At 62.2% G+C, this 18,930-nt stretch carries 13 protein-coding genes; 11 read left to right on the top strand and 2 right to left on the bottom strand.

The window, feature by feature from the left end:
- Positions 1–39 precede the first annotated feature (39 nt).
- The 4 genes from ggt to infB all read left to right on the top strand — a co-directional run bounded on the left by ggt (position 40) and on the right by infB (position 7,421).
- Complete coding sequence (gene ggt / locus VFO93_RS20075) at positions 40–1,866, top strand: gamma-glutamyltransferase (protein ID WP_325136178.1); 1,827 nt, start codon at positions 40–42, stop codon at positions 1,864–1,866.
- 218 nt (positions 1,867–2,084) lie between these two features.
- Positions 2,085–2,558, top strand: coding sequence for a ribosome maturation factor (gene rimP / locus VFO93_RS20080; protein WP_325136179.1), 474 nt, complete (start codon positions 2,085–2,087; stop codon positions 2,556–2,558).
- Between the two features lie 128 nt (positions 2,559–2,686).
- Positions 2,687–4,090, top strand: coding sequence for a transcription termination factor NusA (nusA, locus tag VFO93_RS20085; RefSeq protein WP_325136180.1), 1,404 nt, complete (start codon positions 2,687–2,689; stop codon positions 4,088–4,090).
- Positions 4,091–4,214: 124 nt separating this feature from the next.
- Positions 4,215–7,421: a translation initiation factor IF-2 gene (gene infB, locus VFO93_RS20090; protein WP_325136181.1), complete on the top strand. Its 3,207-nt coding sequence runs from the start codon at positions 4,215–4,217 to the stop codon at positions 7,419–7,421.
- Positions 7,422–7,646: 225 nt separating this feature from the next.
- Here infB and VFO93_RS20095 read toward each other — a convergent pair whose 3' ends face one another.
- Positions 7,647–8,036, bottom strand: a complete 390-nt coding sequence (locus VFO93_RS20095; RefSeq protein WP_325136182.1) for a hypothetical protein — start codon at positions 8,034–8,036, stop codon at positions 7,647–7,649.
- 128 nt (positions 8,037–8,164) lie between these two features.
- Entirely contained in the window at positions 8,165–8,539 is a 375-nt protein-coding gene (gene mscL / locus VFO93_RS20100; RefSeq protein WP_325136183.1) for a large conductance mechanosensitive channel protein MscL, read from the bottom strand.
- Between the two features lie 257 nt (positions 8,540–8,796).
- Between mscL and VFO93_RS20105 the strand changes: the two genes are divergently transcribed.
- The 7 genes from VFO93_RS20105 to VFO93_RS20135 all read left to right on the top strand — a co-directional run bounded on the left by VFO93_RS20105 (position 8,797) and on the right by VFO93_RS20135 (position 18,881).
- Positions 8,797–9,591: an enoyl-CoA hydratase-related protein gene (locus tag VFO93_RS20105; protein WP_325136184.1), complete on the top strand. Its 795-nt coding sequence runs from the start codon at positions 8,797–8,799 to the stop codon at positions 9,589–9,591.
- Positions 9,592–9,681: 90 nt separating this feature from the next.
- Positions 9,682–11,214, top strand: a complete 1,533-nt coding sequence (locus tag VFO93_RS20110) for an oligosaccharide flippase family protein (protein ID WP_325136185.1) — start codon at positions 9,682–9,684, stop codon at positions 11,212–11,214.
- Positions 11,215–11,669: 455 nt separating this feature from the next.
- Entirely contained in the window at positions 11,670–11,966 is a 297-nt protein-coding gene (locus VFO93_RS22415; protein ID WP_414653606.1) for a twin-arginine translocase TatA/TatE family subunit, read from the top strand.
- Positions 11,967–12,013: 47 nt separating this feature from the next.
- Entirely contained in the window at positions 12,014–12,484 is a 471-nt protein-coding gene (tatA, locus tag VFO93_RS20120; protein WP_325136186.1) for a twin-arginine translocase TatA/TatE family subunit, read from the top strand.
- A 3-nt stretch (positions 12,485–12,487) separates the two neighbouring features.
- Positions 12,488–13,921: an Asp-tRNA(Asn)/Glu-tRNA(Gln) amidotransferase subunit GatA gene (gatA, locus tag VFO93_RS20125; protein ID WP_325136187.1), complete on the top strand. Its 1,434-nt coding sequence runs from the start codon at positions 12,488–12,490 to the stop codon at positions 13,919–13,921.
- 296 nt (positions 13,922–14,217) lie between these two features.
- Positions 14,218–16,530, top strand: a complete 2,313-nt coding sequence (locus tag VFO93_RS20130) for a LysM peptidoglycan-binding domain-containing protein (protein ID WP_325136188.1) — start codon at positions 14,218–14,220, stop codon at positions 16,528–16,530.
- Positions 16,531–16,610: 80 nt separating this feature from the next.
- Positions 16,611–18,881 (top strand): NADP-dependent malic enzyme, encoded by a 2,271-nt coding sequence (locus VFO93_RS20135; RefSeq protein ID WP_325136189.1) that lies wholly within the window; start codon positions 16,611–16,613, stop codon positions 18,879–18,881.
- Positions 18,882–18,930: the final 49 nt, after the last annotated feature.

The following is an 18,930-nucleotide window of genomic DNA, read 5'->3' on the forward strand; positions in this document are numbered from 1 at the left end:
AGCCGCCCGATAGCCGGGCGGCGGTGCCTATTTTGCAGGATGCAAGCAGTTACTCGTTTTCTGGGACTTGGTTTGATGGCGGCCACGCTGGCCGGCCCCGCGCTAGGGCAGCGCGCCACCCATGCCCGCCCCGCCAAAGCCCCTTCCGCCCCCGCCACCCGCGACCAACTACCGCCCGCCGCCGCGCCCGTCGTAGCCCGCCACGCGCTGGTAGTATCGGCCCACCCGCTGGCCTCGCAGGTCGGCCGCGACATCATGCAGCAGGGCGGCAACGCCTACGACGCGGCCGTGGCCGTGCAGTTTGCGCTGGCCGTGGTGCATCCGTCGGCGGGCAATATCGGCGGCGGCGGCTTCCTCGTATACCGGGGGAAAGGAGGGGCGGTGGGCGCGCTGGATTTTCGGGAAACCGCGCCGGCCGCTGCCAGCCGCGATATGTATCTGGATAAGCAGGGCAATGTAGTGCCCAATCTAAGCACGGCCGGCGTGCTATCGGTAGGTACGCCGGGCACGGTAGCGGGCATGGTTGAATTACATAAGAAATTCGGCAAGCTGCCCTGGGCCAAGCTGGTAGAGCCAGCCGTGAAACTGGCAGGCGGAGTAAAGCTCACCGAAAAAGAGGCGGCGGGACTTAATCAGAACCACTATGCCTTTGTGCGCTATAATCCTGGCTCGGTGGCGGACTTCGTTCGTGACCACCCTACTACCGTGGTAGACTACGGGGCAACCGGCCGCACCGAACACGTCGAACGGGCCGACTCGCTATGGCACGCCGGCGACCTGTTGCAACAGCCGGCGCTAGGCATGACTCTACAGCGCATTCAGGAGCAAGGCCGGGCTGGCTTCTATGAGGGGCTCACGGCCGAGTTGATGCTGGGAGAAATGCGTGCCAGCAACGGCCTCATCACCCAGGCCGACCTCGACGGCTACCAGCCCAAGTGGCGCACGCCGCTCAAAGGCCAGTACCGCGGCTACGAAGTCATCACGATGCCGCCGCCCAGCAGCGGCGGCGTGGCCCTGCTGCAAATTTTGCAAATGCTGGAGCCGCACGACCTCGCCAAAATGGGCTACCACACGCCCGCCGCCGTGGCCCTCATCACCGAGGCCGAGCGCCGCGCCTACGCCGACCGCGCCACCTACCTCGGCGACCCAGATTTTGGCAAGGTACCGGTGGCGCAGCTACTGGCTGCGGCCTATAACAAACAGCGGGCTAGCACCATCCCGGCCGATGGCCGGGCTACGCCCAGCGCCCAGGTGGCCGCCGGCCCCGGCCTGCCCGGCTACGAAAGCCCCCAAACCACCCACTACGACGTGGTAGACGCCGAAGGCAACGCCGTGAGCTGCACCACCACTCTCAACGGGGCCTACGGCAGCAAGGTAATCGTGGCCGGCGCGGGCTTTCTGCTTAATAATGAGATGGATGACTTCTCCGCCAAGCCCGGCGTGCCCAACTCCTACGGCCTGGTAGGCGGCACCGCCAACGCTATCGCGCCCGGCAAGCGGATGCTCAGCAGCATGACGCCCACCATCCTCACCAAAGGCGGCAAGCTGGCCCTCGTGACGGGCTCACCGGGCGGCAGCACCATCATTACCAGCGTCTTGCAGTCCATCCTCAACGTAGTAGACTATGGCGGCAACGCCCAGCAGGCCGTGGCCGCCCCGCGCCTGCACCACCAGTGGCTACCTGACCAGCTCGATGTAGAAGCCGGCGCCCTCACCCCCGCCGCCGAGCAAACCTTGCAGGAAAAAGGCTTCAACCCCAGGCCCCGCGCCGGCTGGGGGCGGCTCGATGCCATCCGGGTGCTGCCCGGCGGGCAGTTGGAGGGCGGAGCCGACCCGCGCGGCGACGATGCCTCGGTGGGGTATTGAGCGTGTGTACCGTAAGCTTTAGCTTGCGAGCGAGCGCAGCGAGCAGTGCGTAAGCGAACGTTAACAGACGCAGATGCTCGCTACGCTCGCTCGCAAGCTAAAGCTTACGGTACTTGCAATGCCCTCAAAATATTCGTATCTTTGCACCAGAATTGGTATCTAATCTGAAAAGAGGGGACGCGCAGTCCCCTCTTTTTTTGCCCTACACCCCGCCTATTATGGCTCAATTTGACCGCCAACGCATTCAGCAGCTGCTCACCGAGGCCATCGGCGAGACGGGGCTGTTCGTGGTTAGCCTCACCGTGTCCGACTCGGTGCTGCCCAAAATCACCGTCACGCTCGACGGGCCCAACGGCCTGGGCATCGACGAAATTGTGACCATCACGCGCCGTCTCAACCGCGGCATGGAGGAGATTTACGGCGAGGAGGCCGCCTACTCGCTCGAAGTAACCTCGCCGGGGGCCGACCAGCCGCTCACCGACCCGCGCCAGTACCCGCGCCACATCGGCCGCAGCCTGGCGCTGAAGCTGCAAGACGGCACCGAGAAAACCGGCCCACTCACGGCCGTGACCGACGAAGGCATTGAGCTGACGGAAGTTATCAAAGTAAAAACCAAGAAGACGACCCTGCCCGCCGCCTTTTTCCCGTTCGGGGACATTAAGGAGGCCAAGGTTGTTATATCGTTTAAGTAAGGTTGAACTGTCGAATTGGTGAATGGTTGAATTGCTAAGCTGTAGCTCGCAGCTCGTTGTTAGCATCTCAGTCAGCAAGTTAGCCATTCGACAATCCGACCATCCAACCATTCAGCAATTCACCTCTCATGGCTAAAAAAGCAGCAGGCCCCAGCCCGCAGGAAGTAGCCGCCGCGGCGGCCGACCTCAACGCCCGGATGCTCATCGAGAACTTTCAGGAGTTCGCCAAGAGCCGCAACATCGACCGGCCCACGATGATGTCGATTCTCGACGACGTGTTTCGGACGATGATTAAGAAGAAGTTTGAGGACGACTCGAACTTCGACGTGATTATCAACCCCGACAACGGCGACCTTGAAATCTGGCGCAACCGCGAAATCGTGGACGACGACTCGGAGGACATCTGGGACCTGGACAAAATTCCGCTGGCCGAGGCTCAGAAGATTGAGCCCGATTTCGAGATTGGCGAGTCGGTGGCCGAGCCGATTAAGATTGACGACTTCGGCCGCCGCGCCGTGCTACTGGCCCGCCAGACGCTGATTCAGCGCGTGAAGGACATGGAGCGCGACAACTTGTACCAGAAATACAAGGACTTGGTCGGTGAAATCATCACCGGCGAAGTGTACCAGGTGTGGAGCCGCGAGGCGCTTATCCTAGACAAGGACGAAAACGAGCTGGTGCTGCCCAAGGCCGAGCAAATCCCCAAGGACCGCTACCGCAAGGGCGACACCGTGCGCGCTGTGGTTCACCGCGTAGATGTGGTAAATGGCACGCCCAAGGTTATTCTGAGCCGCGCCGCGCCCGCCTTCTTGGAGCGCTTGTTTGAGCAGGAAGTACCCGAGATTTTCGACGGCCTCATCACCATCAAAAACGTGGTGCGCGAGCCCGGCGAGCGCGCCAAAGTAGCCGTAGAAAGCTACGACGAGCGCATCGACCCGGTGGGCGCGTGCGTGGGCATGAAGGGTAGCCGCATTCACCCCGTGGTGCGCGAGCTGATGAACGAGAACATCGACATCATCAATTACACCGACAACCTGGAGCTGTTCATCTCGCGGGCGCTGAGCCCGGCTAAGGTTGGCTCGATGAAAATCAGTGAACAAACGGGCCGCGTTTCCGTGTTCATGAAGCCCGACCAGGTGAGTTTGGCCATCGGCCGGGGCGGGGCCAACATCAAGCTGGCCTCGCGGCTGGTAGGCATGGAAATCGACGTCTTCCGCGAAGCCACTGACTACGAGGAAGACATCTCGCTCGACGAGTTCAGCGACGAAATCGAGCCTTGGATTATCGCCGAGCTCAAGAAAATCGGCCTCGACACCGGCCGCGCCGTACTGGCCGTCAAGAAAGACGATATCGTGCGCCGCACCGAGCTGGAGGAAGAAACGGTAGACGACGTGTACCGTATTATCCGCCAGGAATTTGCGGATGACGACGACCTCCCCACCGAGGAAACGGCTCCGCGGGCCGCTGCTACTACCGACGAAGCGGCACCCGCCGCTCCGGCCAACCCCGACAGCGCTCCGGCCGCCCAATGAGGGCCGGGGCCAGCTGCCCGCAGGTAACTTATTAAATCAAGCCAGCAGGCTTGATTTATAGCCTGCTGGCCAGATTTAATCTTTACCTTTGCACTCCAGAACGTATCGTTCGCAACTTCATAGAATGGCGGAAGCAACCCCGAAACGGCTTTTACAGGCAGCCAAAGACCTGAATATTGGTATCGACCGGGCAGTCGAGACCCTTGCCCGCAAGGGCATTGCAGTCGAAAACAAGCCCACCACCAAGCTCACCGGCGAGCAGGTGGCTCTCCTAGAAAAAGAATTCGCCGCCTCGGCTCAGGACAAGCAGGAAGCGCAGCGCCACACCCAGGCGCGCCGCCAAAGCGAGCTCAACGCCCAGGCGCAAGCCGCGGCAGCCAAGCCCGCCGCGCCTGCTCCTAAGCCGGCAGCTCCGGCCCCAGTAGCGCAGCCAGTGGCTGCCGCGCCAGCTGCTACGCCTCAGGCGGCACCAGTGCCCGCTGCGCCGCAGGCTGCTCCTGCTGCCGTAGCCCAGCCAGCCGTAACCCCGGCCGCCGCGCCGGCTCCTGTCCCAGCAGCTACCCCTGCGCCTGCGCCGGTAGCTACTACGCCTTTGCCCGCTCCCGCTGCCGAAGCGCCTAAAACGCCGGGCCTGAAGGTATTGGGTAAGATTGAGCTCGATAGCAAGGGCCGCGTGGTACCGCCGCGTCCGGCCCAGCCGACGCCGGCTCCCGCGCCCGTAGCTGCTACGCCAGCTGCGCAGCCCGCGCCGGCAGCACAACCCAAGCCCGAAGCCCAGCCGGCTCCGGTAGCCGCTGCCCCGGCACAAGCTACCCCAGCAGCCAAGCCCGCGCCGATAACCGCTACGCCAGCGCCGGCCACCGCGCCCGTGGCCCAGGCTCCGGCCAAGCCCTCGTACACCCCGGCTCCTGCGCCGGCTGCTGCTGCTCCGGTAGCGGCGGCCCCAACGGCGACGCCAGCTCCTACCGCTGCTCCTGAGGCTTCGGCACCTGCTGCACCGGAAGCTTCGGCCCCGGCCGCCGAGGAAGGCACGATTACGGCCAAGGCCGACCAGCTGAAAGGTCTGACGGTGCTGGGCAAAATCCAGTTGCCGGTAGACTCTAGCCGCCGTGGGCCGGGTGGCCGTGGCGCGCGCCCGGTGGCGTCGTCCGATGTTCGCAAGAGCGGCGTTGGCAACAATAATAACAACCAGAAGAAGCGTCAGCGTTTGCCCGCTCCCGGCCAGCCGGGCGGCGGTGCCAACACGGGCACTGGCACGGGCCAGCAAGGTGGTGGCTACCAGGGTAACCGCCCCGGTGGTGGCCAGGGCCAGGGTGGCAACCGCCCCGGCGGCCAAGGCCAAGGTGGCAATCGCCCCGGCCAAGGCAACCGCCCCGGCCAGAACGCACCCCGCACGCCGCAGGTGCCGCTCACACCCGAGCAGAACGATAAGCAGATTCAGGAGCAAATCAAGGCTACGCTGGCCAAGCTGAGCGGCGGCAAAAACAACGCTGCTGCCAACCGCGCCAAGTACCGCCGCGACAAGCGGGGTATGGCCGCCGAAGAGCGCGAAGCCCTGCGTGCCCAGAACGAGCTTGATGCCAAGACGCTCAAAATCACCGAGTTTATTTCGGCCAACGACTTTGCGTCCCTCATGGACGTGAACGTGAACGAGGTAATCCGCGTGTGCCTGAGCATGGGCATGTTCGTGTCGATTAATCAGCGCCTCGACGCCGAAGCCATCACGGTGATTGCCGACGAGTTTGGCTACGACGTGGAGTTCCTGTCGGCCGAAGAAGACGAGGAAGCCATCGACATGAGCGATGCCCCCGAGGACTTGCAGCCACGTGCGCCTATCGTGACCATCATGGGCCACGTCGACCACGGCAAAACGTCGCTGCTTGACTACATCCGGAGTGCGAGCGTGGCCAAAGGCGAAGCCGGCGGTATTACGCAGCACATTGGTGCCTACGAGGTTACGACTAAATCGGGCTCGCCCATCACCTTCCTTGATACGCCTGGTCACGAAGCCTTTACGGCCATGCGTGCCCGTGGTGCCAAGGTGACGGACATTGCCATTATCGTGGTAGCGGCCGACGACTCAGTGATGCCGCAAACCAAGGAAGCCATCAACCACGCGCAAGCGGCTGGGGTGCCGATTATTATCGCCCTCAACAAGGTGGACAAGCCCACGGCCAACCCGGAGAAAATCCGCGAAGAGCTTTCGCAGATGAACATCCTGGTGGAAGAATGGGGCGGTAAATACCAGAGCCAGGAGGTTTCGGCTAAGTCGGGCCTCGGCGTAGAGGAGCTGCTTGAGAAAGTGCTGCTTGAGGCTGAACTGCTGGAGCTTACCGCTAACCCCGACCGCAACGCCATCGGCACCGTTATCGAAGCCGAGCTGGACAAAGGCCGCGGCTACGTAACCACCGTGCTGGTGCAAACCGGCACCCTGAACGTGGGCGATGTAGTGTTGGCTGGCCCGCACTACGGCCGCGTAAAGGCCATGACCGACTACCGCGGTAAGAAGAAGAAGCTTGCCGGCCCGGCTACCCCGGTGCAGGTGCTCGGCCTCACGGGTGCCCCGCAGGCCGGCGACCGCATCCAGGTGATGGAAACCGAGCGCGAAGCCCGCGAACTGGCCACTCAGCGCCAGCAGCTGGCCCGCGAGCAAAGCATCCGCACCAAGAAGCACATCACCCTCGACGAGATTGGTCGCCGCCTGGCTATCGGCTCGTTTAAGGAGCTCAACATCTTGGTGAAAGGTGACGTGGACGGCTCGGTAGAAGCACTCTCCGACTCGCTGCTGAAGCTGAGCACGCCCGAAGTGAAGGTGAACATCCTGACCAAAGGCGTGGGTGCCATCTCGGAAAGCGACGTACTGCTGGCTTCGGCTTCCGACGCCATCATTATCGGTTTCCAGGTTCGCCCGTCGCAGAGCGCGCGCCGCCTTGCCGAGCAGGAGCAGATTGACATTCGCCTCTACAGCATCATTTACAACGCCATCAACGAGGTAAAAGACGCCATGGAAGGCATGTTGGCCCCGACCCTGCACGAGGTAGTAACCGCCAACGCCGAGGTACGCCAGGTGTTCAACATCACCAAAGTCGGCACCATCGCCGGCTGTATGATGACGGAAGGCACGCTGACTCGCAAAACCAAAGTGCGGGTGGTGCGCAACGGCATCGTGCAATACACCGGCGACATTCAGGACCTCAAGCGCTTCAAAGACGACGTGTCGGAGGTGCGCCAAGGCTACGAATGCGGTATCTCCATCAAAGGCTTCAACGACCTGCAAGAGGGCGACAACATTGAGGGCTTCGAGGAACAGGAAATCAAGCGCAAGCTCTAATCGCAGATTCAAACGGATTTGTAGGATGTAACGGATACGCCTGCTGCGCAGGCTGGCTATCAAGAGCGTTAGTCATCGTATTGAATCAAAGCAGGAACAAGAAAGGCCACCCAAATGGGTGGCCTTTCTTGTTTGCTATCCTATCACAACCAAACCTCAAACAGTTAGTCAGCCTGCGCAGCAGGCCTATCCGTTACATCCTACAAATCCGTTTGAATCTGCGGTCTACAACGAGAAGAAATTCTTCTTGTGCTTGCGCTGGGTTAGGGGCTCACCTTTGGGGTCGATGCCGGGGGCTTGGTGGCCTTCGCCGCGCTTATTCTCTTGGCCGCGCAGCGACTTGAACTTGCGCACTGTAAAGCCGCCGCTGTTCTTATCGAGCTGGCGAAACGCCCCGCCGTTGCCATCACCAAAGCTGGTGTTGCCGGCGCGGGCCTCCAGAATGCGGAGCTGCTGCTCCTGGGCCACTTCCTCGGGCGTTTTCTCTTTGGTAGGTTGCGCCTGCGTGAGGATAGCGGCGGCGCGCTTTTCCTTGCGGCTTTGCGCCTGAGCTTCAGGAGTAGAGAGCAGGCTGGCCACCCCAAGTAGCAGCGTGGCAGAAACGATATTTTTCACGCGGAAAAAAGAGAAAATGAAATGACGCTGAAGATAAGCCCCCAACTGCCCGCCCGGGGTGCTAAGTTCCAGGCCCGGCTAGGCGAGCGGGACGCCGGGCAACTAAGATAGGGCACTTTCGAGCTGGCTTAGTTGCGGGCGCGTAGCGCGTCGCGGATTTCAGTTAGCAGCACTTCTTCTTTGGAAGCTACGGGCGCGGGCGGCGCTACTACCGGGGCCGGGCGCTTGAAGCGGTTGGCAGCCTTCACAATCAGGAATACGCAGAAAGCGATGATGAAAAAATTGAGCACCGCGCCAAGAAACAAACCGATTTTCATTGGGCCAAGCATCATTTTGGTGTAGTTGTCCAAATTAGGCGTAGCCAAGCCTATCAGAGGCATAATAATATCATCGGTCAGCGACGACACAATCTTGCCGAACGCCGCGCCGATAATAACACCGACCGCCAAATCGAGAACATTGCCCTTGGAAATGAATTCCTTAAACTCCGAAACAATACTCATGGGGAAAGAAAGAAAAATGTGAAAGGGTGTAAGCAAGCAGGCCCGAAGCGGTAGCAAGGCTGCCTATAGCAACCCAAGCTGCGCCGCGCCACCGCTAAGTAGCCTCAATTATACTACAATAGATAGGCAATATCCTATTGCTGACTGTTGAGGGGAGGCCTCGGGCTAACACTGCCCGCTCGCTACTACTCTATGAAGGCAGCCGCCATTGGCCTGGCCGTACCTTTGGCGCAGTATTACGCTACCCCTCTTTTCTTATGGCTCCTACCTTCGAGAATCTGCTTTACGACCTGGATGCGGCCACTGGCATCCTCACCCTCACCGTCAACCGGCCTACCAAGCTCAACGCCCTGAACGCGGCTACCATCGCCGAGTTGGGCCAAGCCATTGCCGCGGCGCGGCAGGATGCGGCCGTGCGTGGCATTCTGCTCACGGGCAGCGGCGAGAAGGCGTTTGTGGCCGGGGCCGACATTGCGGAGCTGGCCCAGCTCGACGGGCCGGGCGCGCAGGAGGCCTCGGCCAAAGGACAAGCGGTATTTCGGCAGTTTGAAACCAGCCCCAAGCCCGTGGTAGCGGCCGTGAATGGCTTTGCGCTGGGCGGCGGCTGCGAGCTGGCCATGGCTTGCCACATCCGGGTAGCCTCGGAAAACGCCCGCTTTGGCCAGCCCGAAGTCAACCTGGGCTTGCTGCCCGGCTATGGCGGCACCCAGCGGCTGGTGCAGCTAGTGGGCAAGGGCAAGGCCCTGGAGCTGCTACTCACCGCCGACCAAGTAAAGGCCGACGAGGCCCTGCGCCTGGGTTTGGCCAACCACGTAGTGCCGCAGGCTGAGCTACTCGACTTCAGCAAAGCCTTATTAACCAAAATACTAAGCAAAGCACCCGTGGCCGTGGCCCTCTCCATCGCCTGCGTTAACACCTACTTCGACCAAGGCGGCGAGGCCGGCTACACGGCCGAGGCCGAGGCCTTCGGCGAGGCGTTTGGCACTGCCGATTTCCGCGAAGGAACGACGGCCTTTTTGGAAAAACGGGCGGCGAATTTTACCGGAAAATAACTTTATTGAAAACTGCGGAAGCGCACGAGCGGAAGGGGCGGCATCAGCCGGTCCTCGCGGCGCGCTTCCGCAGCTTTTGTTTTCGACCTAATGAGTATTGCGAAAAAGCTGGCCTCGCAGGCGGCGGTTTATGGTGTGAGCAGCATAGTGGGGCGGATGCTCAGCTACCTGCTCACGCCGGTGTACACGGCACACCTGCTGCCGGCCGAGTTTGGCATCATGACCAGCCTCTACGCCTACGTATCGTTTCTGAACGTAGTGTTTACCTATGGCCTGGAAACTACCTATTTACGCTTTGCCAACCGCCCCGGCGAAGACCGCCGCGAGCTCTACAGCCGCGTACTGAGCTTGCTCATTGTCAGCAGCGTGCTGCTGACCGGGCTACTGGTGGTGCTGGTGCGCCCGCTGATGGCGCTGCTGCACCGGCCGCCCAGCAACGGCATTTATGCCGTGTGGCTGGCGCTCGTTTTGGGGCTCGATGCCATTGCGGCGCTGCCCTTTGCCCGGCTGCGACTGGAGAACAAAGCCCGCAAGTTTGCCGCCATTCGCTTGGTCAATATCGTGGCCACGGTGGTGCTTAATTTGTTTTTTATTGCGCTGTGCCCGTCGGTGCTGGCGAGCGCGCCCGGTAGCCTACTGGCCAGCCTCAAGCCGCTGGTGGCGGCCGTGTATCACCCCAGCCTGGGCATCGGCTACATTTTCCTTTCTAACCTCGCCGCCTCGGCCCTCACGCTACTGCTGCTGTGGCGCGAGCTATCCGATTTTCGCTTCCGCTGGCCTTATTTGAGGTTTTTGCGCCCCGTACTGGCTTACTCGCTGCCCCTCATGCTGATGGGCCTGGCCGGCATGATAAACGAGACGCTCGACCGCATTATGCTGCCGGCCTGGCTGCCGGCGGGCTTCTACCCCGGCCTTAGCGCCGAAGGGGCCACGGGCGTATACTCGGCCTGCTACAAGCTCAGCATTTTTATGTCGCTCGTCACGCAGGCATTTCGCTACGCGGCCGAGCCGTTCTTTTTCGCCCAAAGCACTGATAAGAACTCGCCCGCCACGTTTGCGCTGGTGCTCAAGTGGTTTACCTTGTGCTGCGCGTTTATTTTCGTAGGTATTAGCCTGAATTTGAGCTGGCTCGCGCCGCTTTTTCTGCGGAGTGCCGTGTACCGCACGGGGCTGGGCATCGTGCCCATCGTGCTCATGGCCAACCTGTTTTTGGGCGTCTATTTCAATTTATCGGTGTGGTTTAAGCTCGCCGACAAAACCTACTACGGCACCTACATCGGGGCGGCCGGGGCGGTGCTCACCATCGCGCTCAACTTTGTGCTGATACCCCTACTCGGCTACATGGGCAGTGCCTGGGCCACGCTGGCCTGCTACTTCGTGATGGCCGCGCTGTGCTGGTGGCTGGGCGAGCGACATTTTCCGGTGCCCTACCCCGTGGGCCGGCTGCTAGCGTGGCTGCTGGGCGCGGCGGCGCTGGTAGCGGCCGGGCAAGCCAGCATCGCGGCAATGCCCAAAGGTGCGGGCTACGCGCTGGGTTTGGGGCTCTCGCTGGGGTTCGTAGCACTGGTTTATGCGGTGGAGGGCCGGCAATTGCGGCGGCCTACTGCCCTGGCTAAGAAGTAGCTAGCAAAAAAAAACGCCAGGCAATACCCGGCGTCTTTCTGAGCTATGAAAACAAACTTAGCCAACTTCCCTTTCCTGAATCAGCCATGGGCCGATTACAGTGTCAGGTTGCTAACCTCTGCAAAGTTGGCATATTTGAGTCATATATGCGCGCTACGCCTGAATTTTTTCGCCGAAATCTCTCTTCTTCTCGATAAATAGGGCCAAAAAGACTGTTAGTATATTTTCACAACACTATTTATAGGTTACTTATTTGTTATCCGTTGGTTGCGCCGGCCGGGCCACCTAAAGCAGTTAGCCCTGGGTGTGCTGAGCGACTGGCCAGGCTACCTAACCGCCCCAGGCCGGGCAAAGCCAGCAGAACCGGTACCTTTGCGGCAGTCCAAGCCGGCGGTTTTATCGTATAGCTGGTTTCAACATCACCTTCTTCATTCGCCACCGCTTTCTACTCGCCCATGCTTCTCACGCTTTTGTTTCTCAGCAACCCGAAGACTATCATCTTCATCATCTTCGTACTGGTGCTGTTTTTCGGTGCCAAGCGCATTCCCGAGCTGTTTCGGGGCGTAGGCCAGGGCGTGCGCGAGTTTAAGGACGCCAGCACCGAGCAGCCGCGCCCGCCGTTCCAGGCGCCCGGCCAGCCGCAGCAGCCCGGCCAGGCCTACGGCCAGCCGAACTCCGGCTACCAGGGCCAGCCCGGCCAGCTGCCCACGCCCCCGGCCGCGCCCTACAACCCGAACCACCCGGCTGCCTAGCCGGTGGCTGGCAGTTTGGTATTTTTTAGTTTTTCATTTTTCTGGTTATGACTTCTTCCCTGCTTTTTTTAGGTGACATCGGCGGCTCCGAATTGATTTTGATTATGGTCGTCATTCTCATTTTCTTCGGGGCCAATAAAATTCCCGAACTGGCGCGCGGCCTTGGCAAAGGCATTCGCGAGTTCAAGGACGCCAGCAGCGAGATTCGCAACGAGTTTGAGAACGCGGGCCAGAATCGGCCCAATCAGTACGCGAATCAGCAGCAGTACCCCAACCAGTACCCGCCGCAGCAAGCCCCCTACGATGCTTCGCAGCCGCCCTACCAGCAGCCCCAGTACGGCCACGTGCCGCCGGCTACTACCAGCTACGAGCCCGTGCCCCCGGTGTACAATGCCAATGATGATGTAAATTCGCCGGCCGCTGCGCCGGTGCCCCACTCGCACGACACGCCCCTGCCGCCGTCGAACGGCGTGCCCGGTACCAAGCCGCGCCTCGACCAGTCTTCACCTGACGCCTAAGCATTGAAACCACAGTATTCTTCCCTTTCGGAAATTCAGCGCGAGCTGGCGGCGGGCACCACGTCCTGCCGCCAGCTCGTTGAGTATTACCTGGATAACATCGAGCGCCGCAACGCCGAGCTCAACGTTTTCTTGGAAGTATGGGCCGACGAAGCCCGCCAGCAAGCCGCCGCCGTAGACGAAAAGCTCGCCAACGGCACCGCTGGCCGCCTCGCTGGCATGGTCATCGGCCTCAAAGACGTGCTGGCCTACCAGGGCCACTCGCTGCAAAGCAGCAGCCGCATCCTCGACGGGTTTAAGTCGCTTTACACCGGCACGGCCGTGCAGCGCCTGCTGGCCGAAGACGCCATTTTCATCGGCCGCCAGAACTGCGACGAGTTTGCGATGGGCGGCTCGAATGAGAACTCAGCTTTCGGCCCGGCGCGCAACGCGCAGGACCCGAGCCGGGTGCCGGGCGGCTCGTCGGGCGCCTCGGCGGTGGCAGTGCAGGCCGATATGTGCCTGGCGTCCATTGGCTCCGATACGGGCGGCTCGGTGCGCCAGCCGGCCGCGTTTTGCGGCGTAATAGGCCTGAAGCCGACTTACTCGCGCATTTCGCGCTACGGGCTGGTGGCGTTCGCCTCGTCGTTTGACCAGATTGGGCCCATCACCCATTCGGTAGAGGATGCCGCCCGCCTGCTCGAAGTAATGGCCGGCCCCGACGGCATGGACAGCACCGCCAGCGAGCAGCCCGTGCCCGCTTACAGCGCCCTGCTGGAGCCCCAGGCGCACTACCGCGTGGGCTACCTCAAGGAGGCCATCGACCGGCCGGGCTTGCAGCCCGAAGTGCGCGCCGCGCTGGAGAGCACGCTCGACACGTTGCGCAACCAGGGCCATGTGGTAGAGGCGGTGGACTTCCCGTACCTCGACGAGATGATTCCGACCTATTATATCCTCACTACGGCCGAGGCTAGCTCCAACCTCTCGCGCTTCGACGGCGTGAAGTACGGCTATCGCGCCCCCGATGCCACGGACCTGGAATCGCTCTACAAAAAAACCCGCGCCCAGGGATTCGGCCCCGAGGTGCAGCGCCGCATCATGCTGGGCACGTTTGTATTGAGCGCCAGCTACTACGACGCTTATTATACCAAAGCCCAACGCGTGCGCCGGCTCATCAAGGAAAAAACCGACGAGTTGCTGCGCCAATACGACTTCTTGGTGCTGCCGACCACGCCGACCACGGCCTTCAAAATCGGCGAAAAGCAAGACCCGGTGAGTATGTACCTGGCCGATATTTTCACGGTGCAGGCCTCGCTGGCGGGCGTACCGGCCCTTTCCATCCCGGCCGGGGCCGATGCCGAAGGGCTGCCGATTGGCGTGCAGGTGCTGAGCGGCGCGTTCCGCGAGGCGGATTTGCTGGCTTTCGCCAACACCCTGACGACCGTGCCTGCGGCGTAACACCAAGCTCCTGCTTGGTGCTGGCGTCTGGTTACGTCGCCCAGCGTCCGCTAACGTAACTGCTCGCTGCGCTCGCTCGCCAAGCAGGAGCTTGGCGTTACACAACCTTAAAATGACTGACTGCGTAGCTGCCTGCTCCGCAGTCAGTCATTTTTTTTAGCAACTCTTGCTAACGGTTAGGCCGTTCAGAATATGGATTTTACCTTAGCTCAATGAAAGTACCGCACCAAGTACCGGGGCCAGGCAATCGGCCCGCTTTCTGGGGGAAATTGACGGGCCGATTGCTCAGGTGGGGCTTGGCGCTGGGGGCCCTGCCGGCCGCCGCGCAGCAGGTGCCCCGGCCCACGCAGACCCTGCCGGAAGACACCATCCGCCAGGTAGTTGACCTGCCCGCCGCTACCATCGATTCGCTGGCGACCGAGCCGCTGGAGATTGAAATCGACTCGGTGCGCTGGGCCTGGCTGCACACGCCGGCCACCCTGCAAGAGCTGGTGGGCGACCGCATGAGCTGCTTCGAGACGGCCGCGCCGCACCAGTTTAATAATGCCGTGATGGCCTACGTGCGACTTTTCACCGAGCGGCAGCGCGGCTACACCCAGCGCGTGCTGGAGCGGCGCGATTTTTATTTTCCGATTTTTGAGAAGTACCTGGCCAAGTACAATCTGCCCGATGAGCTGAAATATCTGTCGGTAGTAGAGTCGGCTTTGATACCCACGGCTAAGTCGCAGGTAGGCGCGGTGGGCCTCTGGCAGTTTATGCCGCCCACGGCCAGCGATATGCGCCTCAAGCGCGACGAATGGGTAGACGAGCGGATGCACCCCGAGAAATCGACCGAGGCGGCCTGCAAATACCTGCGCGGCCTCTACGGCATGTTTCACGATTGGGAACTGGTGCTGGCGGCCTACAACTGGGGCGCCGGCAACGTGCAGCGCGTGATGAAGCGCACCGGCAAGCGTAGCTTCTGGGATATGTACCCGCACATGCCGGCCGAAACGCGCAACTACGTGCCCACCTTCACGGCCATCATGTACGCCATGACCTACGCCGAGGCGCACGACCTGCCCAGCCCCGCGCTGCGCTATCAGCGCTACGAGCCGCTCGATACGCTGACCTTGCGCGGGCAGGCGTTTGATTTGCGCCGCCTCAGCCGCGCCCTGGGCTACGCCGACTCGCTGGCTTTGCTGCGCTACAACCCTGAATTGCGCCACGCCGGCCTGCCGGCCGGCTACCGGCCCTACGTGCTGCGCTACCCAAGCGCGGCCCGCGAGCATTTGGGCGATGTTGACTACGCGACGCTGGTAGGCTACTGCCAGCCGGCCGCCGAGCTGCCGCAGCCGCTGCTGCCCCTGCCGGCCCGGCTGCCCGGCATCGAGCCCTGGCCCGATGCTACGCTGGCCACCGCTGCCCGAAAGGCGGCCGCGCCCGACAGCATGCCGCGCTACCGCCGCCTCAGCTACACGCTGCGCAAAGGGCAGACGCTGGCGACCGTGGCCGAGAAATACGAAGTCAGCCAAACGCAATTGCGCAAGTGGAATAACCTGCGCAAAGGCCAGCCCCTGAAACCCGGCAAGGCGCTGACCGTGCTGGTGGCTATGCCCACCGCCCCGGCCCCGCGCCCCGCTCAACCAACCGCCCCTACCCCACCGCCCACCACGGTAGCCTCCCTGCGCCGCACCGCCGACGACGACCCAGCCTGGCAAGAGCTGAAAGCCGCCAACGCCCGCTACGCCCAGCAGGCGCAGCTGCGCATTGCCCAGGAGGCGGCCCAGGCTAAAGAACTGGCCCGCGTGCAAAAGCAAATGGCCGCCCGCGCCGCCGCTCAGAAGCGCCTTTCCATCGCGCAAGCGGCAGCTGCGGCCAAGGCTACTGCCGCCGCCCGCCTGGGTCTACCGGCCGACTCGACCAATACGGAGGCTGGCGCCACTACCGAAACCGCCGTGGCTAGCCTGAGCCCAGCGGCTCCGTTGGTCCCGGCCGGCCCCGTTACTACTCGCGAAAGCAAGCGCCGCTCGGTTAGCGCGGTAGTGGCCGCCCGGCAGGCCGAGGTTAAAGCTACGTTGGCTGCCAGAGTAGCTTCTGTTGCTACGCCCGCGCCGGAAAAGGCTGAAGTAGATGCGGAAGAAACTGCGCCCGCCCGCCGCCCGACGCGGCCGGCAGCCTCGGCCGCGCCTGCTGAAACACGGGCCGCCCGCGCCCAACCCGAGCCGCGCCCGGCTAAGGAGGAAGCAGCCACGGCTACCCTCTACACCGTGCGGCCCGGCGACAACCTCACCCGGCTGGCCCGCGAGCAGGGCGTGAGTTTGGAGCAATTGAAAGCCTGGAATAAGCTCAGTGGCGAAACCGTTATGGTCGGCCAGCAGCTGCGCCTCACGGCCCCGGCCGATGCTACGGCCACGCCGGTGGCTGCTGCACCCGCCGCCCGCCGCGCCAAAACAGAGGCTAAGACACTGCCCGACAGCCCTAAGCTGGCAACCCACGTGGTGCAGCCCGGCGACACACTGTTCAGCATAGCGCGGCGCTTTGGGCTGAGTTTGGAGGAGTTGAAACGGCTCAATCATTTGGCCTCCGACCAGGTAAAGCTGGGCCAAAAACTGGTAGTGGGCGGGTAATGCCCACCGATTAGCACGTAATTTTGCCGAACGGCCGCGATTGGTTCGCGGCCGTTTTTGTTTGGTCTCAGCTTCCCACCATGCTCAAAATCAACCCCCAAGACGCCCTCGACTACCACGAGCTCAGCCCCCAGGGCAAAATCGAGGTAGTGCCCACCAAGCCCGTGAGCACCCAGCTCGATTTGGCGCTGGCCTACTCGCCGGGCGTGGCCGAGCCGTGCAAAGCCATCGCCAAAAACCCCGACGACGTGTACAAGTACACGGCCAAGGGCAACCTGGTGGCGGTTATCTCCAACGGCACGGCCGTGCTGGGTTTGGGCAATATCGGGCCGGCGGCTTCGAAGCCGGTGATGGAAGGCAAGGGCGTGTTGTTCAAGAAGTTCGCGGGCATCGACTGCTTCGATATCGAGATTGATGCCGAAGACCCCGACGAGTTTATTCGCATCGTGAAGGCGCTGGAGCCGACGTTTGGCGGTATTAATCTGGAGGACATCAAGGCCCCGGAGTGCTTCCGCATCGAAACGGAACTGCGCGACAAGATGAACATCCCGCTGATGCACGACGACCAGCACGGCACGGCCATCATCACGTCGGCCGCGCTGCTGAACGCGCTCGAAATCGTGGGCAAAAAGGTGGACGAGGTGAAGCTGGTGGTGAGCGGCGCGGGCGCGGCGGCCGTGTCGTGCCTGCGGCTGTACCTGGAGCTGGGCGTGAAGCTCGAAAACGTGGTTGTCTTTGACAAAGACGGCATTATCAACGCCGGCCGCACCAACCTGGCCGACATGCAGATGCGCTTTGCCACCGCGCGGCCCGTGACCACGATGGCCGAGGCGCTGGAAGGGGCCGACGTATTCCTGGGCCTGTCGGCGGCCAACGTGCTGCCCGCCGAGCTGCTGCTGAAGATGGCCGACAACCCCATTGTCTTCGCGCTGGCCAACCCCGACCCCGAAATCGCCTACGACCTGGCCATGAGCACCCGGCCCGACCTCATCATGGCAACCGGCCGCTCCGACCATCCCAACCAAGTCAACAACGTACTGGGCTTCCCCTACATTTTCCGGGGAGCTTTGGACGTGCGCGCTACCGAGATAAACGAGGCCATGAAGCTGGCCGCCGTGCACGCCCTGGCCGAGCTCAGCAAAGAGCCCGTGCCCGATATGGTGAACAAGGCCTACGGCGACAATACGCTGGCCTTCGGCCGTACCTACCTCATTCCCAAGCCCCTCGACCCGCGCCTCATCACCACGCTGTCGCCGGCCGTGGCCAAGGCCGCGATGGCAAGCGGCGTAGCCCGCCGCGACATCACCGACTGGGCGGCCTACGAGGACGAGCTGCGCGCCCGCCTCGGCGTAAACCAGAAGCTGATGAACCGCATCACGTCGGCCGCCCGCTCGGGGCCGCGCCGCGTGGTGTTTGCCGAGGCCGATAACTATAAGATTATCAAGGCCGCGCAGATTGTGCGCGACGAGAACATCGCTCACCCTATTTTGCTGGGGCCGGTGGACCGCATCCAGGCCATCGCACACGAAAACAACATCGACCTGGAAGGCTGCGAAATCGTTGACATTCTGCAAGATGACGCCAAGCGCCACGAGTACGCCGAGCTGTTTTACCAGAAGCGGCAGCGCCGGGGCATCACGCTCTACGAGGGCAAGCGCCTGATGCGCGAGCGCAACTACTTCGCTGCCATGATGGTGGAAACCGGCGCGGCCGACGCCTGCATCACGGGCTTTACCAAAGACTACGGCAAGAGCATCGTGCCCGCGCTGCAAGTAATCGGGCCGGCTGAGGGCGTGAGCCGGGTGGCCTCGATGTACATCATCCAGAACCGCCGCGGGCCGTTTTTCTTCGCCGACACCACGGTGAACATCAATCCCAGCGCCGAGGAGCTGGTGGGGATTATCGGCCTCACGGCGCGCGCGGTACGCTTTTTCGACGCCGAGCCCCGCATCGCGGCCATCTCCTACTCCAACTTTGGCTCGAACTCGGGCGTGCTGCCCGACAAGATGCGGACCGCCACGGCCCTAGCCAAAGCCAAATATCCCGACCTGCTCATCGACGGCGAAATGCAGGCCAACGTGGCCCTCAACCCCGAGCTGCTGCGCGAGCAGTACGGCTTCTCGCCGCTGGCCGAGAAGGGCGCCAACACGCTGGTATTCCCCAACGTAGAGTCGGGCAACATCGCCTACAAAGTGCTCCAGGAAATCGGCGGGGCCGAGGTAATCGGGCCGGTGCTGATGGGGATGCGCAAGCCCATCCACATTTTGCAGCTCGGCGCGAGCGTGCGCGAGATTGTGAACATGACGGCCATCGCGGTGGTCGATGCCCAGCGCGGCGGCAAGGCGCTATAAGCACTATTTAAACGCAAATCGGGGGCCATAATACGCAAATATTCCGCGT

It is taken from the genome of Hymenobacter sp. (assembly GCF_035709525.1).
Classification (GTDB): Bacteria; Bacteroidota; Bacteroidia; order Cytophagales; family Hymenobacteraceae; genus Hymenobacter.

What these genes read in the sequence shown, in the direction of transcription:
- mscL (WP_325136183.1), bottom strand. Translation starts at nt 8,539, where the DNA reads ATGAGTATTGTTTCGGAGTTTAAGGAATTCATTTCCAAGGGCAATGTT.
- VFO93_RS20105 (WP_325136184.1), top strand. Translation starts at nt 8,797, where the DNA reads ATGGCTCCTACCTTCGAGAATCTGCTTTACGACCTGGATGCGGCCACT.
- VFO93_RS20135 (WP_325136189.1), top strand. Translation starts at nt 16,611, where the DNA reads ATGCTCAAAATCAACCCCCAAGACGCCCTCGACTACCACGAGCTCAGC.
- infB (WP_325136181.1), top strand. Translation starts at nt 4,215, where the DNA reads ATGGCGGAAGCAACCCCGAAACGGCTTTTACAGGCAGCCAAAGACCTG.
- VFO93_RS22415 (WP_414653606.1), top strand. Translation starts at nt 11,670, where the DNA reads ATGCTTCTCACGCTTTTGTTTCTCAGCAACCCGAAGACTATCATCTTC.
- tatA (WP_325136186.1), top strand. Translation starts at nt 12,014, where the DNA reads ATGACTTCTTCCCTGCTTTTTTTAGGTGACATCGGCGGCTCCGAATTG.
- rimP (WP_325136179.1), top strand. Translation starts at nt 2,085, where the DNA reads ATGGCTCAATTTGACCGCCAACGCATTCAGCAGCTGCTCACCGAGGCC.
- nusA (WP_325136180.1), top strand. Translation starts at nt 2,687, where the DNA reads ATGGCTAAAAAAGCAGCAGGCCCCAGCCCGCAGGAAGTAGCCGCCGCG.
- VFO93_RS20110 (WP_325136185.1), top strand. Translation starts at nt 9,682, where the DNA reads ATGAGTATTGCGAAAAAGCTGGCCTCGCAGGCGGCGGTTTATGGTGTG.
- ggt (WP_325136178.1), top strand. Translation starts at nt 40, where the DNA reads ATGCAAGCAGTTACTCGTTTTCTGGGACTTGGTTTGATGGCGGCCACG.